Annotated in this window: 19 protein-coding genes; 10 read left to right on the top strand and 9 right to left on the bottom strand. The window is 60.8% G+C overall.

Annotation, left to right across the window (positions count from 1 at the left end; genetic code table 11):
* Positions 1–74: 74 nt before the first annotated feature.
* On the bottom strand, positions 75–497 hold the full coding sequence (locus tag QQJ98_RS02300; protein WP_284323693.1) for a tellurite resistance TerB family protein: 423 nt from the start codon (positions 495–497) through the stop codon (positions 75–77).
* Between the two features lie 108 nt (positions 498–605).
* Between QQJ98_RS02300 and QQJ98_RS02295 the strand changes: the two genes are divergently transcribed.
* Positions 606–2,186, top strand: coding sequence for a lysine--tRNA ligase (locus tag QQJ98_RS02295; protein WP_284323692.1), 1,581 nt, complete (start codon positions 606–608; stop codon positions 2,184–2,186).
* A 117-nt stretch (positions 2,187–2,303) separates the two neighbouring features.
* The gene (locus tag QQJ98_RS02290) at positions 2,304–2,702 is read left to right on the top strand and encodes a DUF4864 domain-containing protein (protein WP_284323691.1); all 399 of its coding nucleotides are present in this window, start codon (positions 2,304–2,306) and stop codon (positions 2,700–2,702) included.
* A gap of 114 nt (positions 2,703–2,816) precedes the next feature.
* Here the strand turns inward: QQJ98_RS02290 and mog are convergent, their stop codons facing one another.
* Positions 2,817–3,356, bottom strand: a complete 540-nt coding sequence (mog, locus tag QQJ98_RS02285; protein WP_284323690.1) for a molybdopterin adenylyltransferase — start codon at positions 3,354–3,356, stop codon at positions 2,817–2,819.
* 123 nt (positions 3,357–3,479) lie between these two features.
* Here mog and rsgA point away from each other — a divergent pair, with 123 nt between their 5' ends.
* From rsgA to QQJ98_RS02255, 6 genes are all read left to right on the top strand, one after another.
* On the top strand, positions 3,480–4,496 hold the full coding sequence (gene rsgA, locus QQJ98_RS02280; protein ID WP_284323689.1) for a ribosome small subunit-dependent GTPase A: 1,017 nt from the start codon (positions 3,480–3,482) through the stop codon (positions 4,494–4,496).
* A gap of 180 nt (positions 4,497–4,676) precedes the next feature.
* Entirely contained in the window at positions 4,677–6,428 is a 1,752-nt protein-coding gene (locus QQJ98_RS02275) for a DNA polymerase III subunit gamma/tau (RefSeq protein WP_284323688.1), read from the top strand.
* 9 nt (positions 6,429–6,437) lie between these two features.
* Positions 6,438–6,782, top strand: a complete 345-nt coding sequence (locus QQJ98_RS02270) for a YbaB/EbfC family nucleoid-associated protein (protein WP_284323687.1) — start codon at positions 6,438–6,440, stop codon at positions 6,780–6,782.
* Between the two features lie 12 nt (positions 6,783–6,794).
* Positions 6,795–7,385 carry a recombination mediator RecR gene (gene recR, locus QQJ98_RS02265; protein ID WP_284323686.1) on the top strand — a complete coding sequence of 197 codons (591 nt, stop codon included), beginning with the start codon at positions 6,795–6,797 and terminating at the stop codon, positions 7,383–7,385.
* A 121-nt stretch (positions 7,386–7,506) separates the two neighbouring features.
* On the top strand, positions 7,507–7,707 hold the full coding sequence (locus QQJ98_RS02260; RefSeq protein ID WP_284323685.1) for a hypothetical protein: 201 nt from the start codon (positions 7,507–7,509) through the stop codon (positions 7,705–7,707).
* Positions 7,708–7,870: 163 nt separating this feature from the next.
* Positions 7,871–8,077 (top strand): cold-shock protein, encoded by a 207-nt coding sequence (locus QQJ98_RS02255; RefSeq protein ID WP_054005237.1) that lies wholly within the window; start codon positions 7,871–7,873, stop codon positions 8,075–8,077.
* A gap of 132 nt (positions 8,078–8,209) precedes the next feature.
* Here QQJ98_RS02255 and QQJ98_RS02250 read toward each other — a convergent pair whose 3' ends face one another.
* Positions 8,210–8,644 (bottom strand): hypothetical protein, encoded by a 435-nt coding sequence (locus QQJ98_RS02250; protein ID WP_284323684.1) that lies wholly within the window; start codon positions 8,642–8,644, stop codon positions 8,210–8,212.
* A gap of 180 nt (positions 8,645–8,824) precedes the next feature.
* On the opposite strand from QQJ98_RS02250, the gene QQJ98_RS02245 reads away from it, so the two are divergent.
* Positions 8,825–9,745: an alpha/beta hydrolase gene (locus QQJ98_RS02245; RefSeq protein WP_284323683.1), complete on the top strand. Its 921-nt coding sequence runs from the start codon at positions 8,825–8,827 to the stop codon at positions 9,743–9,745.
* Entirely contained in the window at positions 9,742–10,488 is a 747-nt protein-coding gene (locus tag QQJ98_RS02240) for a class II aldolase and adducin N-terminal domain-containing protein (protein ID WP_284323682.1), read from the top strand. Before QQJ98_RS02245 ends, QQJ98_RS02240 begins: the two co-directional genes overlap by 4 nt.
* A 49-nt stretch (positions 10,489–10,537) precedes the next feature.
* Here the strand turns inward: QQJ98_RS02240 and QQJ98_RS02235 are convergent, their stop codons facing one another.
* From QQJ98_RS02235 to QQJ98_RS02210, 6 genes are all read right to left on the bottom strand, one after another.
* Positions 10,538–11,371 (bottom strand): alkaline phosphatase family protein, encoded by an 834-nt coding sequence (locus QQJ98_RS02235; RefSeq protein WP_284323681.1) that lies wholly within the window; start codon positions 11,369–11,371, stop codon positions 10,538–10,540.
* Positions 11,372–11,445: 74 nt separating this feature from the next.
* On the bottom strand, positions 11,446–13,080 hold the full coding sequence (locus QQJ98_RS02230) for an ABC transporter ATP-binding protein (RefSeq protein WP_284323798.1): 1,635 nt from the start codon (positions 13,078–13,080) through the stop codon (positions 11,446–11,448).
* Positions 13,081–13,084: 4 nt separating this feature from the next.
* Entirely contained in the window at positions 13,085–13,903 is an 819-nt protein-coding gene (locus QQJ98_RS02225) for an ABC transporter permease (protein WP_284323680.1), read from the bottom strand.
* Entirely contained in the window at positions 13,900–14,856 is a 957-nt protein-coding gene (locus tag QQJ98_RS02220) for an ABC transporter permease (protein ID WP_284323797.1), read from the bottom strand. Before QQJ98_RS02220 ends, QQJ98_RS02225 begins: the two co-directional genes overlap by 4 nt.
* Positions 14,857–14,864: 8 nt before the next feature.
* Entirely contained in the window at positions 14,865–16,454 is a 1,590-nt protein-coding gene (locus QQJ98_RS02215) for an ABC transporter substrate-binding protein (protein ID WP_284323679.1), read from the bottom strand.
* 104 nt (positions 16,455–16,558) lie between these two features.
* Positions 16,559–18,589 (bottom strand): CocE/NonD family hydrolase, encoded by a 2,031-nt coding sequence (locus QQJ98_RS02210; RefSeq protein ID WP_284323678.1) that lies wholly within the window; start codon positions 18,587–18,589, stop codon positions 16,559–16,561.
* Positions 18,590–18,888 lie beyond the last annotated feature (299 nt).

Raw genomic sequence — 18,888 nt, 5'->3', positions numbered from 1 at the left:
GCATCAGGTCCGAACCAACCGGGCAAGCGGTCCGCCGCATCGGCATCAGATCCGATGCGACCGCCCTGCCCCGCTCAGGGCCGCATATGCCGCACCCGCGCGCCCCATTCGATCGCAGCGGCATGCAGGCGGTCGATGTTCAACTCTTCGCGCACCTCTTCCAACATGCGCAACTCAACCTCGCGCAGACTGCCATCGGCGGTGGCCACGTCGCAGGCCAAAGCATAGGCGGTTTCATTCAGGCGTTCCGGCAACGCATCGCGGATCAGGCCGAACAGGGCCTCTAGCCCGTCTTCCTCCTCGAACAGATCAAACACCGTCTGCGCCACCACCCGCATCCGGTCAGCGTCGTAATTGGCGAACACCGGCATGTGGTTCACCGTGCGTTGGATTGCCACCAATTCGGCGGTGCGCATGTTCTCGTCCGAGGCGGATACCGCGATCATCACGGCCAAAAGCGCATCTTGGGGCGACAGCGAAGGGGGGGTATCGGGCAATCTGCTCTCCTATTCATTACCGTGCAGAATATTGACCTGCGGGCGTGGCGGCAATAGAGGACAGGGGCCTGCGGCAACATGGGGTTGCTGCGGCTAGGAGATGCCGCGATGTCCGCTTTGCGCGATGCTGGGATGAAATCGAAAGCTTGGCCCTTTGAAGAGGCCCGCGCGCTGCTGAAACGCTATGAGAAAAAGGCACCCGAAAAGGGCTATGTGCTGTTCGAGACCGGCTATGGCCCGTCAGGTCTGCCGCATATCGGCACCTTTGGCGAGGTTGCCCGCACCACAATGATCCGCCGCGCGTTTGAGGCGATTTCCGACATTCCCACCCGCCTGATCTGTTTCTCGGATGACGTGGACGGGATGCGCAAAGTGCCCGAGAACGTGCCGCAGCAGGAAATGCTGCGCCAGCACATGCAGCAGCCGCTGACCACGGTGCCCGATCCCTACGGCCTTTACGACAGCTTTGGCGCGCATAACAACGCCATGCTGCGGCGTTTCCTTGATACCTTTGGCTTTGAGTACGAGTTCATTTCGGCCACCGAATTCTACGCCTCAGGCCAGTTCGATGACACGTTGAAACTGGCGACCGAACGCTATGACGCCATCATGAAGATCATGCTGGCCTCGCTGCGCGAAGAACGCCAGCAGACCTATTCCTGCTTCCTGCCGATCCATCCCGAAACCAAGCGGGTGATGTATGTGCCGATGAAGAACGTCGATCCGGTCAACCAAACCATCACATTTGATGATGAAGATGGCCGCGAATGGACGCTTCCCGTCACGGGCGGCAATGTCAAACTGCAATGGAAGCCCGATTTCGGCGCACGCTGGGCGGCGCTGGATGTCGATTTTGAGATGTATGGCAAAGACCACTCCACCAACACCCCGATCTATGACGGCATTTGCGAGGTGCTGGGCGGGCGCAAGCCGAACCATATGTCGTATGAATTGTTCCTCGATGATCAGGGCCAGAAGATTTCCAAATCGAAAGGCAATGGCCTGACGATTGACGAATGGCTGTCCTATGCCTCGTCGGAAAGCCTGTCGTATTTCATGTATCAAAAGCCCAAAACCGCGAAGCGGATGCATTTCGATGTGATCCCGCGCGCGATGGACGAATATCACCAACAGTTGCGGGCCTACCCGACCCAAGACATCGACCAACAGGTCAACAATCCGGTCTGGCATATTCACAAGGGCAACCCGCCGGAATCGAAAATGGTGGTGCCGTTCTCCATGCTGCTGAACCTTGCCAGCGTGTCCGGCGCCAAGGATGCACGCGGCCTCTGGGGCTTTATCAAACGCTACGCCCCCGCAGCCTCGCCCGAGGGCAACCCCGATCTGGATGCGGCGGCAGGCTATGCCTTGCGCTATTTCGCCGACCGCATCGCGCCGACCCGCGTGTTCCGACTGCCATCGGATCAAGAGCGCGGCGCGATGCTGGATCTGCGCGCCCGTCTGGTCGCTTGGGAGGGTGGCTTGGACGACGAGGCCCTGCAAAGCATGGTGTTCGCGGTCGGCAAGGACCATGCGTTCGAGCCTTTGCGCGACTGGTTCAAGGCTTTGTATGAAGTGCTTTTGGGCGCTTCGGACGGCCCGCGCTTTGGCGGCTTTATCGCGCTGTATGGCGTCGAGGAAACCATCGCCCTGCTGGATCGCGGCCTGAACGGCGATCTCGTCGCCTAAGCTGCTGAAAATTTACGCCCCCGGCCCAGGTTTACCGCTTGGGCCGGGGGTTTTCATTTGACGAAACCCCGCGCTGCTTTACCATTGTTGTTGGGGACGGTGGTGAAAGGGGTTGCGATGCGACTTTACCTTTACGGGGCGGTTTTGGCCGCCATAGCCTTGCCTGCCGCGGCGCAAGAAGCGCCGATACAACAGACCATCGCATCGCAGCTAGAGGCATTTAACGCCGAGGATGTGCCAAAGGCATGGACCTATGCCTCGCCGACGATCAAAGGCATTTTCGGCACCCCGGACCAGTTTGGCGTGATGGTGCAAAAGCTTTATCCGATGGTCTGGCGCCACGATGCGGTGCGCATGCTCGAGTTGCGCACAGTGGCGGGGAATCTGTGGCAAAGGGTGATGATCACCGATGCGGGTGGGCGGACCTATCTGCTGGATTACATGATGATTGAAACCGCCGACGGCTGGCAAATCAACGCGGTGCAGCTGTTGCCCCAGCAGGGTGTCGGGGCGTAAAGGCGCGGACAGACACAAGATGTTGTGGAAAATGCCATAAACTGCGACGTTAACCACAAGTGTGTCCCCGCTGGGACAGATTTGCGCCCGTCCCCGCGGGGACAGCGATGCACGTCACGCCTTTGGGCGATGCGCCTTGATGATCGCGGGGTCGGTTTCAATCCTGCCCGCGCCGATCAGATCAAGGCAATAGGGCACCGCGGCGAAAATCGCCTCTAGACTGGTGGCGATGGCGTTCGGGCTGCCGGGCAAGGTGATGATCAAGGTCTTGCCACGCACCCCCGCCGATTGCCGCGACAGGATGGCGGTGGCCACGACGCGGCCATTGGCCACCCGCATCGCCTCGCCAAAACCCGGCAGGTCCATCTTGATCACATCGGCCATCGCCTCGGGCGTTTGGTCGCGCGGACTGGGGCCAGTGCCACCAGTGGCAAGGATCAGATCAGCGTGCCAAGTGTCGGCGAGATCGCAAAGTTCCGCCGCCACCTCGGCCCGCCCATCCGGGGTGATGCGGCGCAGGATTTCGACGGGCGAGGTGATCACCCGCCGCAGCCAGTCTTCGGCAGCCGGGCCACCACGATCCTCGTATTCCCCCTTTGACGCCCGGTCAGACACGGTCAGGATGGCAATGCGGGCGGGGAGTGTGGTGGACATGGGCGCTCCGGGGGTTTTGCCCGCAACCTGCGGCTTTGCGCAGACAGGTGCAAGCCCCGGCTTGCTGCACTGCGTCGGGCGGCGTAAGGTTCGCGGGCCTGATCTGGCGTAAAAGGATGCCATTTGCCTGATTTCTCTCTGCCCGCGCTTGGCTGGTCTGACCATTTCTCAGAACAATTGACCGACGAGGATGCAGCCCTTGTGCCTGCGCGGCTAAGCTCTTTGCACCGCGACCGGGTGCTGGCGTTGACCGCCACGGGCGCTGTGGAACTGCTGTGCCCGCCGACGCTGTCGGTGGCGGCGATGGCGGTCGGCGATTGGGTGTTGGCCGATGGCCCGCGCGTGGGCCGCGTGCTGGACCGCATCAGCCTGCTGCAACGCCGCGCGGCAGGCACTGGCACGGTCGCACAGCTGATCGCCGCCAATGTCGATACGATGTTCGTGGTCACATCCTGCAATGCTGATTTCAACGAGGCCCGGTTAGAGCGTTATCTGGTCCTCGCCCATTCCGCCGGGATCACCCCGGTTCTGGTGCTAACCAAAGCCGATATGGCCGAAGCCGCCCCTTATATCGCCCGCGCCGAAGGTCTGTCGGCAGGCATGGCCGTGGTGGCGCTGAACGCCAAATCCGGCGATCTGGGCGTGCTGGATCCATGGTGCCGCGCGGGGCAGACCGTGGTGCTGCTGGGCTCCTCCGGGGTGGGGAAATCCACGCTGGCCAACAGCTTGACCGGCGGCGCTCTGGAAACCGGTGCGGTGCGCGAAGACGACGCCAAGGGCCGCCACACCACCACCTCGCGCTATCTTTTGGCGCTGCCCACGGGCGGCTGGCTGATCGACACGCCCGGCGTGCGCGAGTTGCAGCTGACCGATGTGGCGGATGGCATCGACGTGCTGTTTTCCGATCTGATTGATCTGGCGGCCGGCTGCCGTTTCCGCGATTGCAAGCACACGGTCGAGCCGGGCTGCGCGGTGCAGGCGGCGATCAAGGCCGGTGTCGTCGATGCGCGCCGCTTGGAAAGCTGGCGCAAACTGGGCGCGGAAGAGCGCGCCAATTCCTCTGCCATGCAGGTGTCGAAAGTGCGCGCGGCGGGGAAATATACCAAGAAATCAGCAGCAAAGCGGCGTCCCGGTGGGTAAGGTTGGCTGGGGAAGGTCATGTTGATTGGGGGCCAGCCCCCAAACCCCCGGGATATTTATGAACAGATGAAAGCAGATTTTAGCTAATTTTGATCCAGTGCCAGTGGCACCTGTTCCTCTTTGGTTTACGTTTGCCTGCCCAAGCCGTAGTCTGGCGCAACTCGAATCCGCTGAGGCATGATGACCGAAACCACGCCGCAAACCTATCAGGTTCTGGCCCGCAAATACCGCCCCGCGACCTTTGCCGATCTGGTCGGGCAAGAGGCGATGGTGCGCACGCTGAAAAATGCCTTTGCGGCGGACCGGATTGCGCATGCGTTCATGATGACAGGCATCCGCGGCACCGGCAAAACCACGACAGCGCGGATCATCGCCAAGGGGCTGAACTGTGTTGGCCCCGATGGTGCGGGCGGGCCTACCACCGAACCTTGTGGGGTGTGTGAGCCTTGCGTGGCGATTGCCGAGGGCCGCCATGTCGACGTGATGGAGATGGATGCGGCCTCCCGCACCGGCGTCAACGACATGCGCGAAGTCATTGACTCTGTGCATTATCGGGCGGCATCGGCGCGCTACAAGATCTATATCATCGACGAAGTGCATATGCTGTCGAACGCGGCCTTCAACGCGCTGCTGAAAACGCTGGAAGAACCGCCAGCGCATGTGAAGTTCATCTTTGCCACCACGGAAATCCGCAAGGTTCCGGTGACGGTTCTGTCGCGATGTCAGCGCTTTGATCTGAAACGGATCGAGCCAGAGGTGCAGATGGCGCTGATGCGCAAGATTGCAGATGCGGAAGGCGCGCAGATCACCGATGGCGCTTTGGCGCTGATCGCGCGGGCGGCAGAAGGCTCGGCCCGCGATGCGACCTCGCTGCTGGATCAGTCGATTTCCAATGGCGCGGGCGAAACCACCGCCGATCAGGTGCGCGCCATGCTGGGGCTGGCGGATCGTGGCCGGGTGCTTGATCTGTTTGATTTGATCATGAAAGGCGATGCGGCCGGGGCGCTGGCAGAGTTGTCTGGCCAATATGCCGATGGGGCTGATCCGATGGCGGTGTTGCGCGATCTGGCCGAGATCACCCATTGGATTTCGGTGATCAAGATCACCCCCGAAGCCGCCGAAGACCCGACCACCCCGCAGGACGAGCGTGAACGCGGGCTGGCGATGGCCGCCGTTCTGCCCATGCGGGTGCTGACGCGGATGTGGCAGATGCTGTTGAAAGCGTTAGAAGAAGTGGCGCTTGCCCCCAATGCGATGATGGCTGCCGAGATGGCGGTGATCCGGCTGACCCATGTGGCCGATCTGCCAGACCCCGAAACTTTGGTGAAAAAGCTGATGTCGCAATCGGCCCCGGCGCGGCCTACGGGTGGCGCCCCGGCAGGCGGCGGCGGTGGGGGCGGCATGGTGCATGGCGCATTGCGGATGGCCCCTGCGGCCCCGATGCGCGGCCCGGTCATGCAGGGCGGTCAGGCCTTGGCGGTCGCGGAAAATCAGCTGGTCGTCTATGCCAGCTTTGCGCAAGTGGTTGAGTTGATCCGCGAAAAGCGCGACATGCGGCTGCTGGTTGAGGTCGAAGAAGGCGTCAAGCTGGTGAAATACGCACCGGGGCGGATCGAGTTTGAACCGGCTCCGGGTGCGAAATCTGACCTTGCCGCGCGCCTTTCGCAGCGCTTGCAGGGCTGGACCGGCGCGCGTTGGGGTGTGTCGGTGGTAAGCACCGGCGGCGCTGCCACCTTGGCCGAAGAGCGCGATGCGGCACAGAACGCACAGCGCGCCGAGGCGATGGAAAATCCCTTGGTGCAAGCGGTGATGCTGGCGTTTCCGGGCGCTGCGATCACCGAAATCAGAACGGCAGAGGCGATGGCCGCGACTGCGGCGATCGAGGCTTTGCCCGAAGTCGAAGACGAATGGGATCCGTTTGAGGATGACTAAGGAGAGAACATGCTAAAAGGTTTGGGCGGCATTGGCGATATGGCCAAAATGATGAAAGCCGCGCAGGAAATGCAGGGCAAGATGGCCGAACTGCAGGAAGAAATGGCGCGCACTGTGGTCGTCGGTGAATCGGGCGGCGGCTTGGTCAAGGCGCGTGCAACCTGCAAGGGCGAAGTCACCGGGCTGGATATCGACCCGTCGATTCTGGTCGCTTCGGAAAAGGAAGTCGTCGAAGATCTGATCATCGCCGCAATCAAGGATGCACAGGTCAAGGGCCATGCCCGCAATGTGGCCGAGATGCAGAAGATGACGCAAGCGCTTGGTTTGCCCGCCGATTTCAAACTGCCGATCTAAGCTGCCAGCCAGATGGAGCAATCGCGCGATATTGAAACGCTGATCGAGTTGATGGCGCGGCTGCCGGGGCTAGGGCCTCGGTCGGCGCGTCGGGCTGTGCTGGCACTGCTGAAAAAACGCGGCCCGCTGATGGCTCCGTTGGCGCAAGCGATGGCAACTGTGGCTTTGACGGCAAAGGATTGCACGATCTGCGGCAATATCGGCACCGCCGAGATTTGCCCGATCTGCGCCGACGACGCCCGCGCGAATGGTGAGATTTGCGTGGTCGAGGATGTCTCGGACCTGTGGGCGATGGAACGCGGTGGGGCGTTCAAGGGTCGCTATCATGTGCTGGGCGGTACGCTTTCGGCGCTGGATGCGATCGGGCCGGATCAGCTTGGCATCCCGCGGCTGGTGGATCGTGCCCGCGATGCGACCGAGGTTATTCTGGCGCTGAACGCCACCGTCGATGGCCAGACCACCGCGCATTATATCGCGGATGCGCTGGCGGGCCTTGGCGTTCAGATCACCTCTTTGGCGCAGGGTGTGCCGATTGGTGGCGAGTTGAATTATCTGGATGATGGCACCATCGGCGCGGCCCTGCGTGCGCGGCGCCAGTTCTAAGCGGCCTTTGCGCAACCGATCCACCGCTGCCTTAACGCTGTTCACAACCATACCGCGCTTTGGCCGTATTCCCGCCTTATTCTGCGGCTTATCTCGGTCTCACCAAGAACTGGAGGGCAGGATGGCCATTGTCTCAATGATTGCAGGCGGAATGCTCGGCTTCATTTCGGCCATGTTCAGCCTTGTCGCCTTGCAGGTCAGCTGGATGACAGCCCTGGGGTTGTGGAGTGGCATCGGCTGCGCAGCGGCAATCCTGTTGCTTGGCTATGCGATGCTGCCCCGGCGCAAAGCGAAAGCGCCGCACCGCGCAGAACACGCCTGAGCGGCAATTTTTTCTTGATCTGTGGTCAGAACAGCCCATATCAAAGGGTGCGACGGTAATTCTATGCGATCTCTGTCTCCGTTCTCGGCCACAGCATTCGACGTAGCTGACTGCGCCAAGCCGCCGCAATCTCGCGGGCGGCACTGCTAAAGGAGACATCACGATGGCTAAGGGCACCGTGAAATGGTTTAACGAAACCAAAGGCTTCGGCTTTATTGCCCCGGAAGGCGGCAAAAAGGATGTGTTCGTCCACATCTCGGCACTCGAGCGTGCAGGTTTGCGTTCGCTGAAAGATGGCCAGCCGGTCACGTTTGACATCGAAGCAGGCCGTGATGGCCGCGAATCGGCGACCAATCTGGCACTGGCCTAACGCTGAGCGATCTGAAGCGACTTGGCCTGACGCGAGCTGGCCTGAAGCCGTAATGATGTATCTGAAGGGGGCGCTTCTGGGCGCCCTTTTTTATTTGGCAACTTCCTGATCAGCGCCCCGAACGGAGGCGTATCAGATCATCCGCGCCGCCAGCCGATCCCGCAAAGCATGTTCAAACCCGACCCGCAACGACAGACCCGATGCCGGGCCGCGCAGCACCACCGCTTGGCCACGCTCTTCCGGAAATTCCTGCACCGAACATTCCGACGAAATCAGGATGATCGGCACCCGCCGCACCACATCGACCATCAACCCCTGCGCCCGACGGCCTGCATCAATGCCGCCAATCGCATCGCAATCAATCACGAAAAGCCCATATCCGGCGGGATCGTCAATCACCGCTTCCAATCCGACGAACAGATCTTCGGCCATTTCAACTTTGCCACCCAGACCAGCAAGCCTGCGCGGCAACACGCTTGCGTCGTTGCCTTGGGTGACAAGCATCACCCGGATGCCAAGCCCAACCGGGGTGGCATCAATTTGTTCTAGTGACCGAATGACTTGCACGATTGTTCCCCATAAACATGGCAGGCGTTCTGCGTCTGTGAGGTTAACTCTAGGCGGCGCTTGCGGCGGAATTTGGAATGTAATCGGGCATTTTCAGATGAATTGTGGCGACGGTTAGACGTTGAAACTGCCGGTTTTGCCCGCCATGATCAGGTCGATAGCACCGGGGTCGTTCTCATCATGCCAGAGCCAGATTACCAAATTCTTATCGACGCCGCGACGTGGCAGTTCATCCAAAAGACCGAGGCCAGCTATCCCGCCGATACCGCCAGCCTGACCATCGCGGATCAGCGCCGGATCTATGATACGATGTGCGCGCAGTTTCACCGGGGTTATCCGCCCGGCGTGACAGCGCAGGGCCGCAGCATCGCCGGGGTGGCTTGCCGGGTTTATGACGGGGCAGGCCCAAGCGTGGTCTATGTTCATGGCGGCGGCTTTGTGGTCGGGGGCTTGCACAGCCATGATGACGTTTGCGCCGATCTTTGTGCGACAACAGGCCTACAGGTGGTCGCTGTCGATTACCGATTGTCACCCGAGCATCAGCATCCCGCCGCCTTCGCGGACGTCTGCGCCGTGGTCCGAGCACTGCCGGGGCCACTGGTCTTGGCGGGCGATTCGGCAGGCGGCAATCTTTGCGCCGCCGCAGCGCATGCCCTGCGCAGCAGCGCGCGGATTTTGGGCCAAGTGCTGATCTATCCCGGACTTGGCGGCGATCGGAGCAAGGGCAGCTATCTGACCCATGCTTTTGCGCCGATGCTGACTTTGGCGGATGTCGAGTTTTACGCAGGCATCCGCAATGGCGGCGCAGAGGTGCGGGGCGATCCCACGCTGGCGCCACTGCAGGCCATCGATTTCAGCGGCTTGCCGCCCACGGTCGCCATCGCCGCCGAATGTGATCCGCTTGCCGATGACGCACATGCCTATGCAACCGCGATCCGCGCAGCAGGCGGGAAAGCTGCAGCGTTCACCGCCCCCGGCATGGTGCATGGCTATCTGCGCGCGCGCGGATCAGTGCCGCGCGCAGCCACGTCCTTCACCGAAATATGCAATGCAATCAGCGCCCTGTCGAAAGGCGACTGGCCTTATGGAGACTTCACATGAACGCACATGCCAATATCACCCACTGGGCCGAGCGCGTCGATATGGCCGCAGCCTTTCGCTGGAGCGTCAAGCTGAACCTGCATGAGGCGGTCTCGAACCACTTCAGCCTTGCGGTGAACGCTGATGGCAGCAAATTTCTGATGAACCCGAATATGCGGCATTTCAGCCGGATCACCGCATCGAGCCTGCTGGAAATCGACGCCAACGACCCCTCGACCATGAACCGCCCCGATGCGCCGGACCCGACGGCCTGGGGCCTGCATGGTTCCATCCACCGCGCTTTGCCGCATGCGCGCTGCGTGATGCATGTTCATTCGATCCATGCCACGGTTTTGGCCAGCTTGGCCGACAGCTATCTGCCCCCGATCGACCAGAACTCGGCGATGTTCTTCGGGCGGCAAGTGGTGGATGCCGATTACGGCGGTATGGCGTTTGAAGAAGAAGCCGCGCGCTGTGTGCAGCTTTTGGCCGACCCCAAAATCACCACAATGATCATGGGCAACCACGGCGTGCTGATCATCGGCCAATCGGTCGCCGATGCCTTCAACCGGCTGACCTATTTTGAACGCGCCGCTGAAACCTATATCCGCGCCTTGCAAACCGGCAAGCCGCTGCGGATTCTGTCGGATGCGGTCGCCGAGAAAACCGCCGGCGAATGGGACAGCTACCCCGGCTACGCCGACGCCCATCTGCGCGAGATCAAGGCATTGCTGGACGACGAAGGTGCGACCTACGCCAGCTAAGGTCGGAATTCGCGCGAATTCCGTACACGATTTTCGCGCGAAAATCGCCCTATGCGGTGAAGAACGGCTTTACTTTCATGCTGTCCGGCACCGGCACGCCCATGCGCGTCAGAATTGACGGCGCGAGCGCCAACTGATCCAGCACCACATCTGGGCCGGGCATTTCGGACTCGCCAAAGTAGTAGAACGCAAATTCCTGCTGCAACTCTCCGGTGCCGCCGTGGTGGCCGCGTTCGTCCTGACCATGATCCGCTGTCACGATCACCTCATACCCCGCCGCGCGCCAACGGTGCAGGAATGGTGCCAGCATCGCATCCATCACATAGCAGGCATGGTCCATTTCCTCGCAATCGTGGAAAAACCGATGTCCCATGCTATCCAGCGTGCAGGTGTGCAGGATGCCGTAATCGATCCCCTTCACCTCGGCCAACCGCGTGAGCGTGGCAAACAGGTCAACGTCCGACGGCGTCATCTGGTTGATGTTGCCATAGCCGGTCATGGTGTGAAAACGGCCATGCGTGATCGGGCCTTCGGGTTCATCATATTCAATATCGCGCACCACATCGAAGGGTGCACGGTTGAACAATTCCGACCAGAAGCTGTGGGTGACGGCCCCGGTCTTGCGCCCCGCTTTGGATAGTTCCGAGAAGATATCCGGTTGTTCCAGCCGGTACACCGCCTCATTGCCCCAGACCCGGTGTTGTTGCGGCGGAACCCCGGTATGGATTGAGGCATAGCAAGACGCCGAAGTTGATGGCAGCGTCGCCCGCATCCGCCAGACCCGTGCTTCGCCTTGCGCAACAAAGCCTTCAAGGTTGCCGAACAGGCGGCGCCAGTTGCGGTAGGGCACGCCGTCGAGGATGATCAGCAGCAGTTTACGCATCGCAGTCTCCGTGTCCGACCGAAGGAGCCTCCGGCGGGGATATTTAAGAACAGATGAAATTGCACGTCAGAGGCTTAATTGCCGCCGCTTTCCATTTTGCGAGAGGCGAGGACACTTTCCAGCCAGCCGAGTTTCATCTCGGGCACCGAGGACAACAACAGGTCGGTGTAATCGTCGAATGGCGGGGTCAGCACGTCGGTCTTGCTGCCGTAACGCACGACCTGGCCGCGATACATCACCGCGATCTTGTCGGCGATGGCTTTGACGGTGGCAAGATCGTGGGTGATGAACAGATAGGCGACACCTTCGCGTTCTTGCAGGGCCAGCAGCAGCTTCAGGATGCCGTCTGCGACCAAAGGATCAAGTGCCGAGGTGACTTCATCGCAGATGATCAGCTTGGGTTTGGCGGCCAAAGCGCGGGCGATGCAGACACGCTGTTTCTGGCCGCCCGAAAGCTCGGCCGGGTAGCGGTCGATAAAGCCCGCGCCCATTTCGATTTCTTCCAGCAGTTCCTGAATCCGGGCGCGTTTGGCGGCACCTTTCAGGCCGAAGTAGAACTCCAGTGGCCGTCCGATGATGGTGCCAACGGTCTGGCGCGGGTTCATCGCGGTGTCGGCCATTTGGTAGATCATCTGCAACTCGCGCAGATCATCCTTGGTGCGGCTGGCAAGGTCAGCCGACAGCGTGCGACCTGCGAAGGTGATACGACCTTGGGAGGCAGGCAACAGCCCGGTGATCACCCGCGCCAGAGTGGACTTGCCCGAGCCGCTTTCGCCCACCACGGCGAGGGTCTGGCCTGCCGACAGATCAACGGTGACGTTCTTCAGCACGTCAAAGTTTGTGCCTTTGTAGCGCGCGGTGATATTGGCGACCGACAGCACCGGGGCGCTATCGGGTTTCTCGGCGTGGTCAATCGAGCGCACCGACACCAGCGCCTGTGTATAGGCCTGCTGCGGAGAATTGATGATCTGATCGGTGGTGCCGTATTCCACCTTCTTGCCGCCGCGCAGCACAAGGATATCGTCAGCCACCTGTGCCACTACGGCCAGATCGTGGGTGATATACAAAGCCGCCACACCGGTATCGCGGATCGCCGCTTTGATCGCCACCAACACGTCGATTTGCGTGGTCACATCCAGCGCAGTCGTCGGTTCGTCGAACACCACGAGGTCAGGCCTTGGGCAGAGCGCCATCGCAGTCATCGCGCGCTGCAACTGCCCGCCCGAGACTTGGTGCGGGTAGCGCGACCCGAAGGTTTCCGGGTTGGGCAGGCCGAGTTTTCGGAACAGATCCACCGCGCGGGCCTCGGCCTCGGCCCGGGGCATCAGTTTGTGGTGCAGACTGGTTTCGATCACCTGCTCCATCAGCCGTTTTGCGGGGTTGAAGGCGGCAGCCGCGGATTGCGCGACATAGGTGACCTCGCGGCCACGCAAACCGCGCAGCTCGCCAGCACCAGCCTCGCGGATATCGCGGCCGTTCAGCAGGATCTGCCCGCCCGCCAGCCGCGCGCCACCACGGGCGAACGACATTGCCGACAGCCCGATGGTAGATTTGCCCGCCCCGGATTCGCCGATCAGCCCAAGCACGCGGCCTTGCTGCACCGACACCGACACATCATCGACCAGCACGACTTTGCGCGGCGCTTCACCCGGCGGATAGGACGTTGCCTCTATCCGCAGGTTCTTGATTTCCAACAGATTGGTTTTCACTTGATCAAGCACCGCGACCGCCTTTCAGGCTGGTGGTGCGTGACAGCACCCAATCCGCCACCAAGTTTACCGAGATCGCCAAAGCCGCAATCGCAATCGCCGGGGCCAAAGCAGCCGGGATACCATAGACCAGACCCGCCGAGTTCTCTTTCACCAAGCCGCCCCAATCCGCCAAGGGCGGTTGCACGCCAAGGCCAAGGAACGACAGGGTCGAGATGAACAGCACCGCAAAGATAAACCGCAGGCCAAGTTCGGCCACCAGTGGCGACAAAGCATTGGGCAGGATTTCCGAAAAGATTATCCAGCCGCGCCCCTCGCCGCGCAGACGTGCGGCCTCAACATAATCCATCACCGTGATATCGACGGCGACCGCACGCGACAGCCGGAACACCCGTGTCGCATCCAGAAAACCCATCACGAGGATCAGGTTTATCGTGGTCACATCCACCGCCGTCAGGATCACCAGCGACAGGATCAGCGTCGGAATGGCCATCAGCAGATCGACAAAGCGCGACAAAGCCTGATCCAGCCAACCGCCCGCCGTAGCCGCCAGAAATCCCAGCACCGAGCCGGTGACAAAGCTTAGGATCGTCGCACAGGTTGCGACGAAAATCGTCACCTGCGCGCCGTAGATCATCCGCGTCAGCAGATCGCGGCCAATGGAATCGGTGCCCAGCCAATGCGCGGCAGAGACCGGATCCCACACGCCACCGACCAGTTCATCCATCTTGTAGGGCGCGATCAGTTGCGCAAAGATGGCGACGAAAAAGAACCCCCCGGTCAGGATCAGACCGATCAGGGCGGACAGCGGAATACGCCTCATTTCGGGTGCCTCAATCTTGGGTTCGCTAGGATAGACACCACATCGGCCAAAATATTCAGCCCGATGTAAACGGCGGCAAAGATCATCCCGCAGGCCTGCACCACTGGCAGATCGCGTTTGGTGACGTGATCGACCAGATATTGCCCCATGCCGGGATAGACGAAAACCACCTCGACCACGACGACGCCAACCACCAGATAGGCCAGGTTCAGCATCACCACATTGACCACAGGCGCAATCGCATTCGGAAACGCGTGCCGCCAGATCACTGTCAGCGGCGACAGACCCTTAAGCTCCGCCGTCTCGATATAGGCCGATTGCATCACGTTCAGAATAGCCGCCCGCGTCATCCGCATCATATGCGCCAAGACCACCATCACCAGCACGATGACCGGCAGGATGATCGCGCTGAGCCGTTCAAACACCCCCATGCCGGGGAACACCATCGACATGGCGGGGAACAGTTGCAGCTTTACGGCAAGGAAATACAGCACCAGATAGCCCGCCACAAATTCCGGCAAAGAGATCGTCGCCAAAGTGACGCCCGAGATCAGCCGATCCGGCCAGCGCCCATTGTAGCGCGCCGCAAGCAACCCCAGCAGAATTGCCAAAGGCACCGAGATCAGCGCCGCCCAAAAAGCAAGGAACAGCGTGTTGCCAAGCCGGCCACCGACCGATTTCGCAATATCTTCACCATTGGTCAGGGCAACGCCCATATCCCCGGTCAAAAACCCGTACAGCCAATGACCATAGCGCCAGAGCACCGGCTCATTCAGGCCCATTTTCTCACGCAGGTTGGCCAAAGCCTCGGGCGTGGCTGATTGGCCCAGCATGGCTTGCGCGGTATCGCCAGGCAGCGCCTCGACGCCGAAAAAGATCAGCGCCGACACTGCCAGCATCAACAGCAGACCCAGCGCCAAACGCTGGGTCACGAGTTTTACAACCGGATGCATATCGGCGATCAGGTGTTCAGCCAGCACTTGGCAAGTGCGCGGCCATTCATCAACTCACCATTCGGATCGGGCTGCCAGCCGCCCACTTCATCGCGCTTGGCCTCGACGAAATCGTTGAACATCGGGCAGATCAGACCGCCGTTGTCGCGCAGATTGTTCGCCAGTTCGGAATATTCTGCCTTGCGCTTGACCGGATCAAGTTCGGCCCGCGCCGCGATCAGGGTTTCGTCAAACTTCGGATCCTTGAACTTGGTGTCGTTCCAGTCGGCTGTCGAAAGGTAAGCCGTGGAATACATCTGGTCCTGCACCGGACGCCCGCCCCAATAGGATGCGCAGAACGGTGCGACGTTCCAGACGTTCGACCAATAGCCATCATCAGGCTCGCGCTTGACTTCCAGCGGGATACCGGCGGCATTGGCCGATTGCTGGAACAACTGTGCCGCTTCGATCGCACCGGGGAAAGCACCCGCTGCCACTTGCAGCACGATGGGCGAGCCGTCATGGCCGGATTTCTTATAGGCTTCCGCCGCCGCTGCCGCATCATATTCCCGCTGCGGAATGGTGTCGTCAAACAGCGGATAGGCCGCGTTGATCGGGAAGTCGTTGCCGCGCGACCCCAAGCCGCCCAAGATCTTGTCGACCATTTCCTGACGGTTGACCGACAGTTTCAGCGCCATCCGCAGGTCGTTGTTGTCAAACGGTGCCTTGTCGCAATGCATGATAAAGACGTAGTGACCACGGCCAGCCACCGCTTGAATAGAGATGCCCGGCGCACCTTTCAGCAACCCGACGATCTTCGGGTCAACCCGGTTCATCATGTGGATCTGGCCCGCTTGCAGCGCCGAGGTGCGGGCAGTGTTGTCGTTGATGACGATAATTTCAGTCTGATCAGCATGCCCCATCGTGCTGTCGAAATAGTTGGCATGCTTCTCGAAGGTGTGGCGGATACCCGGCTCGTTGGCGACGATCTTGTAGGGGCCAGCGCCGATGCCTGCGGTCGGATTTTCAATGCCGCCACCCGGTTGGATGATCAGGTGATAATCGCCCATCAGGAACGGCAAGTCAGCGTTGCCCGAGGCCAGCTTCAGTGTGACCATGTCACCTTCGGCTTTCATGTCGATGATATCCTTGACGATACCCAAAGCGCCCGACTGCGATTTCTCATCGGTGTGGCGCTTCAGCGTGGCGACCACGTCATCGGCGGTGACAGTGCTGCCGTCATGGTATTCCACGCCCTTGCGGATTTTGAACTTCCACTCGGTTGCATCCGGGCTAGAGGAGATTTCTTCGGCAATGCGGTAGTCGATCTCGCCCTTGGCGTTCACGTCCACCAGCATTTCGCCCCACATCATGTTGACCGCAAACGGCACTTCCGATGCGGCCAGCGCCGGGTCAAGCGAGTTGGTAGACTCGCCGCCTGCCATGCCCGAGCGCAGCAGACCGCCCTTTTTCGGCTCTTCCGCGCGTGCAGCCGAAGCCAGCAGCGTCGAGGCCAGCGCAGCCGAGACGCCCAAAGCGCCCGCACGGCCAACGAATTCGCGGCGGCTCATCAGGCCTTTGGCAGCGCGCGCAAGCAGATAGTTCAGTTGTTCCGACATTTTAGTCTCCCTGACTGGCCCCCATTTGCGGGCCGTTTTTTGTTGATTACCCAATCAGTAACCCGTGAATTTCCGGTATGGCAACGATTCTTGCACAATCGGGCCTAGACAAATTTTCGACTCACCTCGTCGTCGAAGTGACGTTCAAAGATCTTGGTGTCGCCTTCCCAAGCCGTCAGGCTGGCCTTCAGCCGCAGATGCGTGGCCGTTGCGGTCATCTCTGCCCAAGCATTTGTTCTTACAGACCAATCGCCCCGCGACTGCCGCTGCTCCCATGTATGAACGGCGCGGGCTGACAGCGGATCATCAGGGTGAATTTCCCACAATTCGGTCATGGATTCCCCGGTGCAAAGCCCATGCACAAGGTTCTCGACATCACCCAGATCATCGCTGATCACCAAAGCGGTGGTGCCCGAAATCATATCGGTTTCAATTTTGCGGCTGGTCTTGCCCGGGCGCAGAACCTTATGCGCCCAAGGTGTCGCGCCCTCTGGTTCTGGCGGCGTCCATTCATTCTCGCTGCCCTGATGCACGGGCAGATCAAGGCTGCCCACCGTCACCGTCAGCGTCGCGGGCCGGGGCGACGGCCACAGGAACGGCCAGTATGTGGTTGAGAGCGCCAACCGCAGATGATGCCCCGCAGCCAAGCGATAGGCCATCTGGTCAATGTTGAACGCCACATCCACCGCTTGCCCCACCGGCATCGGCGCAGGCGCTTCCATGCTGTCGCGGTGACACAGATTCAACATGCCATGCGCGATGCGCACAGAGGATCCGTCAGGTGCCACATCACACAACCGCGCGACGACAAAGCTCAAAGGCTGATCGCTGGCCAGCGTCAAAGACAGCCGCGCCGCGCCAAGCAGATCCAACGGCTCGGCCAGAACCGCGCCGTCAAAACACACTGAAAGCGCATCATCGCTGGCCTGATCGCCCGGCATTTCCGCGTTCAGCCCCATCGGGAAGAACTCACCCGTATGCATCCCCAGATGCTGCGGCGTGTTGATGCGGACCGGCTTATGTAGCGCAACATTAGCACCCAAAGCACGGGTGGTGGGGACTGGGGAGGGCTGGCCCTCCCCAGACCTCTCCCCCAGCGCCAATATCTGCCGCCCCACACGCGGGCTTGGCCAAGCGCTTTCGGCCACCCAATGCCCCTTGCGGTGCTTTGCACTCGCATCCGGCGCCTCCGAGTGGATCATATAGGCGCGGTAAGCCGGGTCATTCTCGGCCCCATTGTCGATGCCCTTCAACCAGCGATCCCACCAGCGCAGCGCAACTTGCAGAAAGCCAATCGCAGGCCCCGGCACCGCAGTATGCGGATATTGGTGCACCCAAGGCCCAACGATGCCCTGCACGGGTGCCGGCACATTCTCAACCAGATGCGCCACCGTGTTCATGTAATTGTCCGCCCAGCCGCCCCAAGACAGCACCGGCACCGTCATGCGGGCGTAATCCTCTGAGACAGAGCCATGCTTCCAGTAATCGTTCTTCTCCTGCATCTCGGCCCAGCGCGGTGCCAGCCAAGGCTCGTTCTCCAACCGCGTCAGCCAATCGGCCCGCCAATCCGGCCGCAACAGCGGGTCGGCTGGCCGGCTGGAATAAGACAGCATCACCGCCCCCCAGCCGAAATTCTCGCCCAGCAAACAGCCGCCCTTATAGTGAATATCATCGGCAAAACGATCTGTGGTCGAACAGACCGACACCACCGCCTTCAACGCAGGCGGCTGTAGGAAAGCCGTCTGCAGGCAGTTAAACCCGCCCCAGCTTTTGCCCATCATCCCGACCGAGCCGTTGCACCAGTCCTGCGCCGCCAGCCATTCAATCACCTCGCAGGCGTCGGCCAATTCCTGAATGGTGTATTCATCGCTCATCAGGCCTTCGCTGTCGCCATTGCCGCGCATATCCACCCGCACGCAGGCATAGCCATGGCCCGCGACATAGGCATGCATCATCTCATCGCGCGGCAAGGTGCCATCGCGCTTGCGGTAGGGGATGTATTCCAGCACCGCAGGCACCGGCCCCGCGCCCTCGGCTCGCCACACCCGCGCTGACAAGCGGCAGCCATCCGAAAGCACAATGCCCATGTCCTCCTGCTCGGTGATCGAGAAGGGGAATTCAGTGACGATTTTCATGGTCCAGGCCCTTGGCTTATTATGTCACCATCAGGCGATGCCAAGCCTCTGAATTCCGTCTCTTTTGCGGCGTTTCGCACCCCGTTTGCGACGTTACGTCACATTCCCGGAAAATCCCCCCTTGAAACGCAAACACAAGCGCGGCACCACATTCGCACAACGCCAAACTGCAAAGGATGCGCCATGACCACCCGCCCGAATATCCTGATTGTCATGGTGGATCAGTTGACCGGAACCCTGTTCGACGATGGCCCCGCCGCCTTCCTGCACGCCCCAAACCTGCGTCGCTTGGCCGAACA

It is taken from the genome of Cypionkella aquatica (assembly GCF_030161095.1).
Classification (GTDB): Bacteria; Pseudomonadota; Alphaproteobacteria; order Rhodobacterales; family Rhodobacteraceae; genus Cypionkella; species Cypionkella aquatica.
Note: the sequence above shows the minus strand (reverse complement) of the source record. Positions and strands in the feature narration are given on the sequence as shown.

Coding starts and splice junctions, on each gene's coding strand:
- QQJ98_RS02295 (WP_284323692.1), top strand. CDS start 606: ATGTCCGCTTTGCGCGATGCTGGGATGAAATCGAAAGCTTGGCCCTTT.
- QQJ98_RS02290 (WP_284323691.1), top strand. CDS start 2,304: ATGCGACTTTACCTTTACGGGGCGGTTTTGGCCGCCATAGCCTTGCCT.
- mog (WP_284323690.1), bottom strand. CDS start 3,356: ATGTCCACCACACTCCCCGCCCGCATTGCCATCCTGACCGTGTCTGAC.
- QQJ98_RS02275 (WP_284323688.1), top strand. CDS start 4,677: ATGACCGAAACCACGCCGCAAACCTATCAGGTTCTGGCCCGCAAATAC.
- QQJ98_RS02270 (WP_284323687.1), top strand. CDS start 6,438: ATGCTAAAAGGTTTGGGCGGCATTGGCGATATGGCCAAAATGATGAAA.
- recR (WP_284323686.1), top strand. CDS start 6,795: ATGGAGCAATCGCGCGATATTGAAACGCTGATCGAGTTGATGGCGCGG.
- QQJ98_RS02260 (WP_284323685.1), top strand. CDS start 7,507: ATGGCCATTGTCTCAATGATTGCAGGCGGAATGCTCGGCTTCATTTCG.
- QQJ98_RS02255 (WP_054005237.1), top strand. CDS start 7,871: ATGGCTAAGGGCACCGTGAAATGGTTTAACGAAACCAAAGGCTTCGGC.
- QQJ98_RS02245 (WP_284323683.1), top strand. CDS start 8,825: ATGCCAGAGCCAGATTACCAAATTCTTATCGACGCCGCGACGTGGCAG.
- QQJ98_RS02240 (WP_284323682.1), top strand. CDS start 9,742: ATGAACGCACATGCCAATATCACCCACTGGGCCGAGCGCGTCGATATG.
- QQJ98_RS02235 (WP_284323681.1), bottom strand. CDS start 11,371: ATGCGTAAACTGCTGCTGATCATCCTCGACGGCGTGCCCTACCGCAAC.
- QQJ98_RS02225 (WP_284323680.1), bottom strand. CDS start 13,903: ATGAGGCGTATTCCGCTGTCCGCCCTGATCGGTCTGATCCTGACCGGG.
- QQJ98_RS02220 (WP_284323797.1), bottom strand. CDS start 14,856: ATGCATCCGGTTGTAAAACTCGTGACCCAGCGTTTGGCGCTGGGTCTG.
- QQJ98_RS02215 (WP_284323679.1), bottom strand. CDS start 16,454: ATGTCGGAACAACTGAACTATCTGCTTGCGCGCGCTGCCAAAGGCCTG.
- QQJ98_RS02210 (WP_284323678.1), bottom strand. CDS start 18,589: ATGAAAATCGTCACTGAATTCCCCTTCTCGATCACCGAGCAGGAGGAC.